A 12,341-nucleotide genomic window follows, 5' to 3' on the forward strand; every position below is an offset into this window, starting at 1 on the left:
AAAATAAATTTATTTAGGCGGGAGATAACGGACGCTACCTCCCTGAATCACTTAGGCTAACTCAGTGGGAGAAGAACGAAAACTCCCACTGAGTGAAGTTTCGTTTTATTATAGGATTTTAGTTTGCTGGTGTATCTGCAGATTCAGAAAAAATCTTTTGATTTCTGCCTGCAATATCTCCAAGAAAAGCAATACAAAGAGCTGCAGTTAGTAAAATGATAAAAGGTACTGTCCAGCCTCCAGTCATTTCAGAGATTGTTCCGAGAAAGAGCGGACCGGCAGCGGCGATAATGTACCCGATAGATTGCGCCATACTGGAGAGCTGTGCAGATTCTGCGATCGTATTAGTGCGGAGGACAAAGAACATCATGGATAAACTGAAAGCAGCTCCTGCACCAATACCAGTCAAGATAAGAAAGCCAATAATGATATGTGATGAAGTGAAAGCGATTCCTAATACACCAACGAAAAAGAGTAAACCAGAACCGAAGCCAATTAGGCGTTGATTCTGCATCTTGTCAGCTAAGATAGGAACAATAAACGTCGCTGGAATCAGCCCGGCCTGACAAATAGCAATAAACCAGCCAGCTTCACTTTCATTAAATCCTTTTGTGAGTAAAATATCAGGAAGCCAAGTGAATAAACTATTTGGTATCAATGATTGCAACCCCATAAAAAACGTAATCGCCCAGGCAATTTTCGATTTGAAGATCGCTTGAGACGGCTGGTCCTTTACCTCTGCAAACACTTTTTTTCTGCTGGAACGACTGATTGGAAGCCGAAGTAATAAGACGACAACAGCTAATATAGAAAGGAAGCTCCAAATCTGCATCGCATTCCGCCAGTCGAACCCGGATATGGAAGCAATCGGAACAGAGATGCCAGAGGCAAGTGCTCCAAATACATTCATGGAGACGGAATACAGCCCTGTCATTAAGCCGATTCGGTAAGGAAAGCTTGATTTAATTAATCCTGGCATGAGGATATTTCCAACAGCGATAGCCATTCCCATTAAAAGTGTCCCAAAAAGTAATAAATTTATTCCACCACTTGCCCGAATAAATATACCAAAGGATAGGATAATCATAGCTATTAAAAGCGTCATCTCCATCCCATATTTTCTGGATATCTTCGGTACAAAAGGTGAAAATATACCAAAAGTAAGTAATGGAAGTGTATTGACCAGTCCAACCATTGTATTGGAAGCTCCTAATTCCCCCCGGTAAAGAGGAATAAGTGGTCCAACAGATGTCATTGGAGAACGTAACGTTGCTGCAACAAGTAAGATAGCTAAGAGTAATAGAAATAGATAATACCTTTTAGTAAAAGTTTTCTTAGAAAGAGGCATAAGAACAATTCCTTTATAACGTGTTTAAAAAATATATAAAGGATCATCTTAACAAAGAAGCCAAGCAATTGTAAAGATATCTTCATATCAAATGAATATTTCTGTATAAGATAATACGGAAGGAGTGAAAGATTAATAAAATAGTATTGTGGATAGAAATAGAGACACTTATTAAATGTAAACCAAAAACATTTTTAATAAGTGCCTCTTTATTTTACCTAAAACATTATTTTACAGCAGCTTCTTTATTAGATTCAAAAGAAACTTTTTCATCCTTTCCTGCAATTAAGCCGAGGAAAGCGATGCATAAAGCGACCGCCATTAAAATAGCAAATGGTACAGCCCAGCCTCCGGTCTTCTCAGCAATGGTTCCGAGAAAAAGCGGACCGGTGGAAGCAACCATATACCCAATGGATTGAGCCATGCCGGATAATTGCGCAGATTCCATCGCAGAATTAGTACGCAGCACAAAGAACATCATAGCTACACTAAAAGCAGTCCCTGCCCCGATACCGGCTAGTATAAGAAAGACAATAATTAAATGAGTTGAAGTGAAAGCAACTCCCAATAAACCGAAGAAAAATAATAAACCGGCGCTGCAGCCAATCAGCCGTTGATTTTGCATCCGTCCGGCCAAAATCGGCGCAATAAATGTTGTTGGAATAAGTCCAAATTGGTAAATAGCAATTAACCATCCGGCTTCACTTTCATCAAATCCTTTTGCAAGAAAAATATCAGGTAACCACGTAAATAAGCTGTATGGAATAAGTGATTGCAGCCCCATAAAAAATGTCACGGCCCAGGCAATTTTTGATTTGAAAATAGCCTTAGAGGGCTGACTTTTTACATTAACAAACACTTTTTTTTCACCTGAACGCATCATAGGAAGACGAAGTAATAAAACAATCACGGCAGCTAAAGAAAGAATACTCCATATTTGCATGGCATTTCGCCAATCAAATACAGCTATAGAAGCGATTGGTACGGAAATACCAGAAGCGAGAGCTCCAAATAAATTCATGGATACAGAATAAAGTCCTGTCATCAGCCCCATCCGGTAAGGGAAAGTTGATTTAATTAACCCTGGCATGAGTATATTTCCAACAGCGATAGCCATTCCGGTTAAGAGCGTCCCGAAAAGTAATAGCTCTATGCCGCCACTGGCCCTAATAAATACGCCAATGGAGAGGAAAATCATAGCAATTAACAAAGTAAACTCCATACCAAACTTACTCGATAGCCTTGGTACAAAAGGAGAGAACAAGCCAAAGGCAAGCAATGGCAGGGTATTAATTAATCCAATCACCGCATTGGAAGCTTCCAGTTCACCGCGGAAAAAGGGAATAAGCGGTCCTACAGACGTAATTGGAGAACGTAAGGTTGCCGCAATTAGTAAAATAGCTAAGAGTAATAAAAATAGATAATATTTATTTAATAAAGCTTTTTTTGAGTAATGCATCAAAACAATTCCTTTACAACGTATTTTAAAATACACAAGAAAATATTCTATCAAAGAATATGTGCAGTTGTAAAGAGGCTTTTATATCTGAGAGATAATGATATTTTTACGTAAGCAACATAACTAAGCCATTTAAGTAAGTTATTTTTGCATTTTTCTTAAATAAACAATTTGTCCAATATGGTAGGCATTATGTGTGGCTGCATTGCTGATTAAAGCCCACCATTCTGCCTCTACAGGGAATCCTTTTACTTTAGAATCTAATTTATGTTCACTAGTAATCATTTTTTGCCAATGCAAAAGAATACGTAATAAGTCATTTGTTAAATCAGAAAAAGATTTTCCCTTAGGGGCATGGAAGGTATTTGTATTGTCTTCTAATGTCTCTACTGCATGAACGTCAGCTTGTTCATAACGCTTTTGCCATACTTGATTCCAGTAAATAAGGTGATACGTAAGTTCAGCAATACTATGGCTGTTTGCGTTTGGTTTCCAGCCTGCTTCTTCCTCTGTGATATTTTCAACAGCCTGCTCAAAAGAAAGATACCAACTTTGATTATTCGCATTTGCTAATAATTGATCTAACAAAACCCTTTTAGCATGGGGCATTCACATCAAATCCTTTCATAATAAATAAGCAGTATTCGCACTTAAGTATATCAATATCTTTTATATTATATATGATACCATAATTCATATTTTCACAAAGACAGTGAAATGGATAAGAATGAATTTATCTTCACATAAAAAGAAACATGGAATAATATGAGACCATGCTTCTTTTCTGTTAATAAATCCTTTGAAAGAGTTTCAGCTTTTGTTAGTCTGATTAATTATCTGAGAAAATTATCCTCCAAAGAATAAGTCAAATACATTGCTTGCGGTAGAGCTTTCTGTGTTATAAAATTCTGAATACCCGCAATCTGTACAATATACAACTGTGAAACGATTATGCTGCACATCAAATACCTTAGATAAACCCGATCCGGTCATGGATACATCTTTTTTGTCTGCATTTTGACTGCCACATTTGATACAACCTTCTCCAGTTTTCAACTTAATCACCTCTTTATAAATATCTACGTGTACAGCTATTACTTTGTTTCAAATGCTTTAAACTTATTTTATTTACAAAAAAATGAAAATATTTGTTATAATCATATATCAATCAGGAATAATTTTAATAATAAACCATAGAAAAATTAGACAATAGATGAAGCATAAAAAGTAAAAGGGGGAATAAGATAGTTTACATTCGAGAAGCAATAATTTCTGATGCAAGTGGAATGGGGAAAGTGAATGTAGAGAGCTGGCAGACAACCTACCGGGGGCTAATGTCTGAAACAGTTTTACGGAACCTTTCTGTAAAGGATAAGAAAGAGAAATGGGAAAATATCATTCGAGCTGGTAACAGTACTACATTTGTAGCTGTAGATGAAGAAGAAACGGTTGTGGGATATTTAAATATGTTTATCAAGAAATCTGCAGTAGGTGAAGTGACAGCTATCTATTTACTGAAAAACTGGCAAGGAAAAGGGATAGGAAAAGCGCTATTATTGAAATGCTTTCAACGATTTTTAGAACAATCTATTCACACTATTCAAGTTGGGGTCCTAGTTGGAAATGATAGCAGGCTATTTTATGAAAGAATGGGAGCAGAACTTGTTGAAGAGAAGGGTATTCAGATTGATGGTAATGTGCTGGATCTGCTTGTGTATGAATGGAAGGATATCAGCGAAAATGTTCTAGCCTAAATAGGAGAAGCCATAAAAATAATCGTCCAAACGGTTTAAACTTAATCGTTTGGACGAAAGAATGTAACTTGCCTCAGATTTTTTCAATAAAATGCGTCACAGTTTTGATAGAGAGAAGGATGCCGGGTTTGTCAAATAAAGTGTGTAAGTTCCCATTCACTCAAGGTACTTTAACACTCTATCTTTCAGTTCATCATGAAGTAGAAGTTGGTTCATGACCATTGCCCAGTTTTGGATATGGCCGCCTTCCCACTTGGATTCCAGTTCTCTGATCCGTAAAAATAACACTTTTAACAGAGCGTTCTCGTTAGGGAATGCTCCTTTTTTCGTTACTTTTCTAAAACTGGAATGGACGCTTTCTACAGCGTTTGTGGTGTACATGACTTTCCGGATGGCACTTCCATAATCATAAAGCTGCTCTACATGACTAAAATTCCTTGTCCATACATCAATCGCGCCCTGGTAAGTCGCCCATTGTTGTTTAAAGGATTCAAAGGCATTTAAACAAGCCTTGAGACTTGGTGCTCCATAGACTTTTCTTAAAGCTTTGGTGAAAGCCTTGTAATCTTTGCTTGGCACGTATCTGATCGAGTTACGAATTAAATGAACCATACAACGCTGCACAATGACTTCAGGGAAAATAGCTCGTGCACCTTCTTCTAAGCCACTCACTCCATCTATCGATAGAAAGAAAATATCTTCTACACCTCTCGCTTTGATTTCATCAAAAATCTGCATCCACTTATGCTTGCTTTCTGTCTCGTTTAACCATAATCCAAGTATTTCTTTCTCTCCTTCGATGGTGTAGCCCAGAATGGTATAGACTGCATATTTCCTTGTTTCATATTGGTTGCGGATGGTGGTATACATACAATCAACAAAAACAAAGGCATAACAGTTACTCAAGGGACGATCCTGCCATTCTTCCAAATCAGGAAGAACTTGGTCGGTAATGTCCGATACCATTTCATGAGAGACAGAAAAGCCATAAATATCCTCAATGGTGGAGGAAATATCTCGCTGGGACATGCCTCGTGCGTACATGGAAATCACTTTATTTTCAATGGCTGATACATCTTTTTTTCGTTTCGGTATCAGTTCCGGTTTATAGGAGCCGTCTCGATCTCTTGGTACCTTGATATCTACTTCTCCTGAGCTTGTTTTAATGGTCTTCTTACCATAACCATTTCGTCTATTCTCTGTTGTTTTTTCTGTTTTATCATTGGATTCATAACCTAAATGATGATTCATTTCACCTTTCAACATGGACTCAAACATCGGCCCAAAAATGTCTTTCAATGCGTTTTGCATGTCTTCTACGTTCTCTGGTTGGTAGTTTTCTAGAATTTGTTTGGCTAATTCAGCTGATTTCTCTTCTCGCTTTGACTTAGACAATAGAATAACCTCCCAATCGTTATATATTTATTCTAACAATAAAAAACTAAACTGCGTAGTAAGAGCCGTACGCTCTCTTACTTACACAGTTTAGTTTACACTCCCAGGATGCCAACTCCTGTGGAATGAAATCTCCTTTTACACTAATTGAAAAAGCTCACTTTTCTCTTTAACAATCTCCTTAATATGCTGGTTTGCCGGTATAAACAGCTTACGAAGTGACGTTAAAGGAGTTGCTTGAGAAAAAGCATGATTAACATTATCTATATAAGATTTATTTAACTCTGTTCCTACATTTACTTTCTTCATCCCAAGAGCTACACATTTTTTCATGTCTGCTTCAGAGACACCCGTACCCCCGTGTAAAACTAAACCTACATTATTTAAATTATCCGCTAGTTCTTCTAACAATTGAAAGTTAAGCTTAGCTTTTGAGTTATACAACCCATGTGCCGTTCCAATAGCTACTGCAATGGCATCTACTTTGGTTTCTCTTACAAATTGATAAGCGTCTTTAGGATCTGTATAAATAGCTTCTTCTTCGCTTACGACAATTCCATCTTCAGCACCACCAATGGCACCAACTTCCCCTTCGACGGAGACGCTTCTTTCTTTTGCATAGGCTACAACTTCTTGTGTGTTCTTAATATTCTCTTCTAATGGCAAGCTTGAGCCATCGTACATTACGGAAGTATAACCAGTGTCAATAGCACGTTTGATTACCTGAATATCAGTGCAGTGGTCCATATGCAGACAAACATCTACGTTATTCCTCTCACTCAAAGTTTGGATAGATGAAACAAGTAAGTCCAATCCAATATACTCTGCTGTTCCAGGTGAAGTTTGAATAATAATTGGTACATTTAATTCTTTTGCTCCTTCAATCATGGCTGGGAGCATTTCAAGGCAGTGGACATTAAAGGAACCAATCGCTCTTTTTCCATCATTTTCATTAAACAATTCAGTCAAGTTTTTCATTATCATTTTCCTCCTTATATATTTCCCCGAATGGTATCTTTTGTTAATTTCATTAATTCATCTGATTTGGCAAGGTAATGCTGTACTTTTTCATTATCATTTTGTTCAGAAGCTTCTTTTCGCTTGATATTATAAAGTTTTGTCAGATCAGTAAACGCTTTCCCCATTTCCGGTTTTTCTGAAATACTTGTTTCATAATAAGAGATTGCTTGATCATAATCTTCTATTTCCAAATAAAGACTCCCAATTTTATTTAAATATGAAATTTTATTCTCATTGTCAGCTTCGTTAAGCTCTTGCTTTACTTGCTCAATTTCAGTAAGAATTTCTTCTCTGTTTATCACTTTTTCTTTCTTAGGAGAAGAGGCTTTCTCTTTTTTTCGTTTGAAGAATGGCATATTATTTCATCCTTTCTAGTTGAATATATTCATAATTGGGTCAACTAACCATTGAATAAGTAAACCAGCAGTAACTGTATCGACATCCGTTGCGGTTGCGTTGATAAAACCCAAATCATTAAAATATGGAACCAGCAGTGCAGGTAATAGAGTGATAAATATTCCATGAGCAATTCCGCCTATTAATACACCTCGTCGACCGCCAACTGCGTTCATAAATATCCCTGCTGTGCCACCAGCGAAAAAGTTGGTCAACATACCTGGAAGAATCATAGCTAATCCAAACATCGGCAATATAAACATTGCAATTACTGTGCCGATAGTAGTAGTAACAAATCCAGCCGTTACAGCATTAGGGGCATACGGGAATAGTACCGGACAATCTAATGCTGGTTTTGCATTTGGAACTACTTTTAATGCAATACCGCGAAAAGCTGGAACAATTTCTGCTAGCAGCAAACGAACACCAGAAAGCAATACGTATACACCAACAACAAATTGAACTGCTTCTAGAAATGCATGCACAATGAAGTTTGTATCACCAGAAAGTTGAGAAGCAAAATCTGCACCTGCAAAAGCTGCTGTGATTATATAAAGAGGGACCATTACAAAAGCGACAGACAAATACGTATCGGATAAGAAACTTAATCCTTTAGGGAATTTGATATCTTCTGTAGATTTAGATCCTTTGCCTACTATTTTTGAAACTCCTGCTCCAAAAAGATATCCCACTGTACAAAAATGACCTAATGCAATATCATTTGATCCAGTAATTTTACGAACAATTGGTTGAGCAATAGCAGGCATTGCCACTGCGAAGATTCCCCCAACTAATCCTCCGAATAGAATGAGTGTAATTCCAGAGAATCCGGCAGCACTGCCAAAGATAGTGGTCATGGTTGCCATCCATAAGATTGCTTGTCCTGTTAGGAAAATATATTTCCATCTTGTAATTCTTGCGATAAGGATGTTAAATATAAAAATCGCCAGAAACGTTAATGCAATCTGATTTCCTAATCCAAGCTCATTCATCGCTTGTCCATTTATTGCTTCAATGGAAGGAACGATTCCCTGCATACCGAATGCTTCTGTGAAAATTTCTCCAAAATAGGTAAGAGAGCTCACAATAATAGCAGATCCAGCTGATAGAACCATAAACCCAAGCATTGTTTTAAAACTGCCAGACATTACTTCGCCAAATTGCTTACGTTGGAGAAGTAATCCAATAAACGCGATTAAGCCAATTGTAATAGCTGCCTGTGTGAGAATACTTTCAATAATAAAGTTAAGAATGGACATCTCAGATCATCCCTTTCTATAATTCTCCTTTTTCTTGTAAAACTGGGGTTAATTTTTCTCTGATTTCTTCTTTATCTACCAATCTTTCAAGAAAAATAAGGTCTTGTGATAAATCATATCTAGAAAATTGTTCCTTGAAATTTTGTCCTGAGATAATGATATCTGCGTTTGTGCCAGCGGCAGAAGCGATATCAGAGTGATCAACCTTGGCTTGAACATTTAACTCCTTAAGTACTGTTTCAACGCTCATTTGACAAGCAAAGCTGCTTCCTAATCCGGCTCCGCATACGACTAAAATTTGTAACATGATGCAACACTCCTTATGAATTTAGTAAATTTAAATTTTTTGCTATATCTATATTTTCTTGATTCGTTGTGCTAGCTGAGAAGTCTAATTCTTTATAATCAACTGTAATTACAGCATCCTTTTTGATTGCTATCATTTTTCCAAAGTTCTTGCTTAAAATTGTAGCTGCAGTGAAATAACCCAATTTGGAAGCAATTATTGCATCCCGGTTAGAAGGATGGCCTGCTCGGATATAAAAGCCAACCACTGTTTTTCGCACACGTATACCAGTTAAATGTTCAATACTATCTGCTATAGAAAAGGAAACACCTTGGTCTCCTGCTTGGTAGTCTTTACTGTCATAAGCAGATTCTGAACAAGTGATAATTAATGATTGCTTTTCTCTCAGTTTAGCTTGTACTTTTTTTGCAATTTGTTCTCTGTTGGAGGAATATTCAGGAATGATAGCTAAATCACATCCTCCTGCTAATGCACTTTCTAAAGCAAGGTTTCCTACGTTCCCACCTAAAACTTCTACCATAAATATCCTTCCTGGCATATTTGTCGCTGTGTTTTGGATGTTTGCAATAATATTTAATATGTGATTGAGAGCTGTATCATAGCCGATCGTATAGTCTGTTCCAATCACATCGTTATCGACAGTCATAGGAATAAACAGTGTATTCATACCTTCTTCATGAATTTGTTTTGCCGCAATTTGAGATCCGCTTCCTCCGCAAACGATAAGACATTCAAATTCTTGTTCAACTAAGGATTGAATAATTTTTTGTCTGCCATCTTTTGTGAATGGCAATTTACTTCGTGCAGTTCTTAAAAAATGAGCACCGTCTAAGGAATGATTTGCACAATGTGTTTGTGTTAAATGAATAGGCTGATTAACCAGAATACCATCGTAACCATCATGAAAACCGTATAAGTCAATTCCCTCATATCTTGCAAGCATTTCAATCATAGAATTAATGCCTGCACCATCACCGCCACTAGTAATTAAAGCAACTCGATGCATTATTCATCACCTCTGATTAAATCATTCAATTTTTGGATAGATGAAATGCCAGCTATTTCTTGAATTAGTCCTTCTTCAATAATTTTTACAATCATTTTAATGATGTTTAAATGCTGGTCATTATCTTGAGCAGAAAAACTAATAAGTACACGAACCGGTGTTTCGATGTTATGAAAATGAACAGGATGTTCTAATGTTATAAGACTGACTCCAATGTCAATGGCCCCATCTTCTGGTCTGGCATGCGGAATAGCTATTCCTGGAGATATAACAATATAAGGTCCGTATTCATGAATGTTGCGAATGATATGAGACGCGTACATTTCTGTGACTAACCCATTGTGCTCAAGTAAAGCAACTCCTTGATGTATAGCTTCTTTCCAATCAGCTGCTTGAACGTTTAAGCGGACATTTTCTTTTGTGAATTTGATTTCTTTCATAAATGAAACTCCTTATATTGGTACAATTTTCTGATGAAATCATCATAGCTGTAATCAGAAATAAGTTTTGTAATTCCATAGTCTTCAATTAAAAAACGATATAATTTTTTGAAAATAGTTTCCCATTGTTCTTGTTGATGTTTAGGAATGCATAATATAATGACAACTTGAACATTCTCTTTTTCCCATAAAATTGGTTTACTAAGAATACCTACTGCAATACATGGACGTCCTGTTGTATGAACAAGAGGATGTGGTATAGCGAGTAAGTTACATAACTCTGAGGAAGCCATTTCTTCTCTTTCAAAAATAGATTCAATTGTAGTGTCATTAATATAATTATTATCTTTCATTCTTTTCGTTAAATAATTTAATACATCTTGTTTCGTTTCTAAGTTCAAATTTTTTATGAATAAATCTCTTTTAAATAAATTTTTATATGTTTCTAAACTAAATGTTTGATTTGTCACGTTTATTTTTTCACGTATAGTAATTAAATCTTGATTATTAATGATAGGATTTACTTTTAACAGCTTTTCGGAATCAATATTTGGAATATCTATCGTAGTTATGATGAGATCGACATTTTTTGCTGCTTCTTCTTTAAATTCAGATAAACTCATTGTATTAACAATATTTAGTTGATCACCGTAAGACTGTAAAATTTTTTCTTTAATTAATGCAGCTGTTGCCATTCCTGAACCGCAAACAATAAGTATGTTCTTCATGGGTGTATGATTTAATCCTATTCTTTCCAGTGCTACTCCAAAGTGAATTGCGATGTATCCAATTTCATCCTCATGAATATTTAATTTCATGGCTTTGGTTAGATAATTACTCATTCTTAGTGCAAGTTGAAATGCTAAAGGATAACTATTTTTAATACTGTTTAATGCATCATTTCGAATGTTCATTTGGTATACAATTCGTTTAAATGCAACAATAAGATGTGTAATCAATCCATTAATTAATTGCTGATCTTCTATTAAATCAATTGTTGTAGCATCTTTTATTTCATATAATGCTTCGATCAATATTTGTTTGATTTGATTGTAATCCTTTGTGTCAATATATTGGCTGGATAATCTGCTACTGGCACTTAAATGCTGCGTAAGATAATAAATCTCATCTTTAAGATCAACTCCCATTTTGTTATAAATGGTTTCAATGATGTCAGTAGCTACTATGAATTCTTTGGTATGCTCCATTGTAGACTGCATCTCTTTACTTAAAATAGATTCTTGGTGGTTTTGTGTTCTCCAAATTGTAATGACGATGTGAATGATTAAATTTTTTATCGCATCGTCTGTAAGACGTAATTGGTGTTTTATTAAAAGGTCTAAGATGATATCTTTCAAACTGTCTACATCTAGAAAGTTATTTGGAAATAAATCATCTAGCAATTCAAATTTTTCATTTTGAAATAGGAAGTCAGATATGCAAAACCGGATTTTTTCCTCCTTTCCATGAATGACAAATCCTTTCTTCTTGTCAGAGACTAACGTAAGGTCATATTTCTTGAAAGCAGTGCGAACAAGTGGAAGATAACTCTTTAAAGAAGTGACACTGATAAATAGGTTTTCAGCAAGTTCTTCTTGAAAAATAACTTCACCATTTAGACTGTTCATCAATATTTTCCTAATGATTTCATCAATGTACTGTTTGCTTTCTGAATCATCAGTATTTCGATGGCTTACTGAATAATCAAATTCAGATAATAACTCTCTAAAAGTATCCTCATTCTTAACAATTAATTCGTAGCCTTTTCCTTTTTGAGAAATAATTTTTGCATGATATTTAGGCAATAGGGTATTTAGGTTTTTAATATCATTACGAATTGTTCTGGATGATACATTTAAAAATAATGCTATTTCTTGTCCTGTATGCATATCCTTACTATTCGATAGAAGGTGAAGAATCTTTATTTCTCGTTTATTTAGTAGTAATCCCACTGTTC

The 12,341-nt window shown here is 35.7% G+C and carries 13 protein-coding genes; 1 reads left to right on the forward strand and 12 read right to left on the reverse strand.

The features are described 5' to 3' along the window. Positions 1-118: 118 nt before the first annotated feature. From BN986_RS18815 to BN986_RS18830, 4 genes are all read right to left on the reverse strand, one after another. Positions 119-1,348 carry a CynX/NimT family MFS transporter gene (locus BN986_RS18815; protein ID WP_040983045.1) on the reverse strand — a complete coding sequence of 410 codons (1,230 nt, stop codon included), beginning with the start codon at positions 1,346-1,348 and terminating at the stop codon, positions 119-121. A gap of 226 nt (positions 1,349-1,574) precedes the next feature. Next, positions 1,575-2,807 carry a CynX/NimT family MFS transporter gene (locus tag BN986_RS18820; protein WP_040983046.1) on the reverse strand — a complete coding sequence of 411 codons (1,233 nt, stop codon included), beginning with the start codon at positions 2,805-2,807 and terminating at the stop codon, positions 1,575-1,577. A 141-nt stretch (positions 2,808-2,948) separates the two neighbouring features. Further along, positions 2,949-3,416 (reverse strand): DinB family protein, encoded by a 468-nt coding sequence (locus BN986_RS18825; RefSeq protein WP_040983048.1) that lies wholly within the window; start codon positions 3,414-3,416, stop codon positions 2,949-2,951. Positions 3,417-3,653: 237 nt separating this feature from the next. Next, positions 3,654-3,863, reverse strand: coding sequence for a zinc ribbon domain-containing protein (locus tag BN986_RS18830; protein WP_040983050.1), 210 nt, complete (start codon positions 3,861-3,863; stop codon positions 3,654-3,656). A gap of 230 nt (positions 3,864-4,093) precedes the next feature. On the opposite strand from BN986_RS18830, the gene BN986_RS18835 reads away from it, so the two are divergent. Further along, positions 4,094-4,561 (forward strand): GNAT family N-acetyltransferase, encoded by a 468-nt coding sequence (locus BN986_RS18835; RefSeq protein WP_074435717.1) that lies wholly within the window; start codon positions 4,094-4,096, stop codon positions 4,559-4,561. A gap of 156 nt (positions 4,562-4,717) precedes the next feature. On the opposite strand, the gene BN986_RS18840 is transcribed toward BN986_RS18835, so the two are convergent. From BN986_RS18840 to BN986_RS18875, 8 genes are all read right to left on the reverse strand, one after another. Next, on the reverse strand, positions 4,718-5,956 hold the full coding sequence (locus tag BN986_RS18840) for an IS256 family transposase (RefSeq protein WP_040982718.1): 1,239 nt from the start codon (positions 5,954-5,956) through the stop codon (positions 4,718-4,720). A gap of 138 nt (positions 5,957-6,094) precedes the next feature. Continuing rightward, positions 6,095-6,934 (reverse strand): class II fructose-bisphosphate aldolase, encoded by an 840-nt coding sequence (locus tag BN986_RS18845; protein WP_244445046.1) that lies wholly within the window; start codon positions 6,932-6,934, stop codon positions 6,095-6,097. Between the two features lie 14 nt (positions 6,935-6,948). Next, entirely contained in the window at positions 6,949-7,332 is a 384-nt protein-coding gene (locus BN986_RS18850; RefSeq protein WP_040983054.1) for a tetratricopeptide repeat protein, read from the reverse strand. A gap of 15 nt (positions 7,333-7,347) precedes the next feature. Continuing rightward, complete coding sequence (locus BN986_RS18855; RefSeq protein WP_040983056.1) at positions 7,348-8,631, reverse strand: PTS sugar transporter subunit IIC; 1,284 nt, start codon at positions 8,629-8,631, stop codon at positions 7,348-7,350. Between the two features lie 16 nt (positions 8,632-8,647). Next, positions 8,648-8,938: a PTS sugar transporter subunit IIB gene (locus BN986_RS18860; protein WP_040983058.1), complete on the reverse strand. Its 291-nt coding sequence runs from the start codon at positions 8,936-8,938 to the stop codon at positions 8,648-8,650. 13 nt (positions 8,939-8,951) lie between these two features. Further along, positions 8,952-9,944, reverse strand: a complete 993-nt coding sequence (locus BN986_RS18865) for a 6-phosphofructokinase (protein WP_040983060.1) — start codon at positions 9,942-9,944, stop codon at positions 8,952-8,954. Next, positions 9,944-10,384: a PTS sugar transporter subunit IIA gene (locus tag BN986_RS18870; RefSeq protein WP_040983062.1), complete on the reverse strand. Its 441-nt coding sequence runs from the start codon at positions 10,382-10,384 to the stop codon at positions 9,944-9,946. Before BN986_RS18870 ends, BN986_RS18865 begins: the two co-directional genes overlap by 1 nt. Further along, positions 10,381-12,336, reverse strand: coding sequence for a BglG family transcription antiterminator (locus BN986_RS18875; protein WP_040983064.1), 1,956 nt, complete (start codon positions 12,334-12,336; stop codon positions 10,381-10,383). The genes BN986_RS18870 and BN986_RS18875 overlap by 4 nt, the downstream gene beginning before the upstream one ends. Positions 12,337-12,341 lie beyond the last annotated feature (5 nt).

Source organism: Oceanobacillus jeddahensis, assembly GCF_000750635.1.
GTDB classification, from domain to species: Bacteria; Bacillota; Bacilli; order Bacillales; family Amphibacillaceae; genus Oceanobacillus; species Oceanobacillus jeddahense.

Excerpts from the sequence above, each read along its gene's own strand:
- BN986_RS18815 (WP_040983045.1), bottom strand. The coding sequence starts at position 1,348 with ATGCCTCTTTCTAAGAAAACTTTTACTAAAAGGTATTATCTATTTCTA.
- BN986_RS18820 (WP_040983046.1), bottom strand. The coding sequence starts at position 2,807 with ATGCATTACTCAAAAAAAGCTTTATTAAATAAATATTATCTATTTTTA.
- BN986_RS18825 (WP_040983048.1), bottom strand. The coding sequence starts at position 3,416 with ATGCCCCATGCTAAAAGGGTTTTGTTAGATCAATTATTAGCAAATGCG.
- BN986_RS18835 (WP_074435717.1), top strand. The coding sequence starts at position 4,094 with ATGGGGAAAGTGAATGTAGAGAGCTGGCAGACAACCTACCGGGGGCTA.
- BN986_RS18845 (WP_244445046.1), bottom strand. The coding sequence starts at position 6,934 with ATGAAAAACTTGACTGAATTGTTTAATGAAAATGATGGAAAAAGAGCG.
- BN986_RS18850 (WP_040983054.1), bottom strand. The coding sequence starts at position 7,332 with ATGCCATTCTTCAAACGAAAAAAAGAGAAAGCCTCTTCTCCTAAGAAA.
- BN986_RS18855 (WP_040983056.1), bottom strand. The coding sequence starts at position 8,631 with ATGTCCATTCTTAACTTTATTATTGAAAGTATTCTCACACAGGCAGCT.
- BN986_RS18860 (WP_040983058.1), bottom strand. The coding sequence starts at position 8,938 with ATGTTACAAATTTTAGTCGTATGCGGAGCCGGATTAGGAAGCAGCTTT.
- BN986_RS18865 (WP_040983060.1), bottom strand. The coding sequence starts at position 9,944 with ATGCATCGAGTTGCTTTAATTACTAGTGGCGGTGATGGTGCAGGCATT.
- BN986_RS18870 (WP_040983062.1), bottom strand. The coding sequence starts at position 10,384 with ATGAAAGAAATCAAATTCACAAAAGAAAATGTCCGCTTAAACGTTCAA.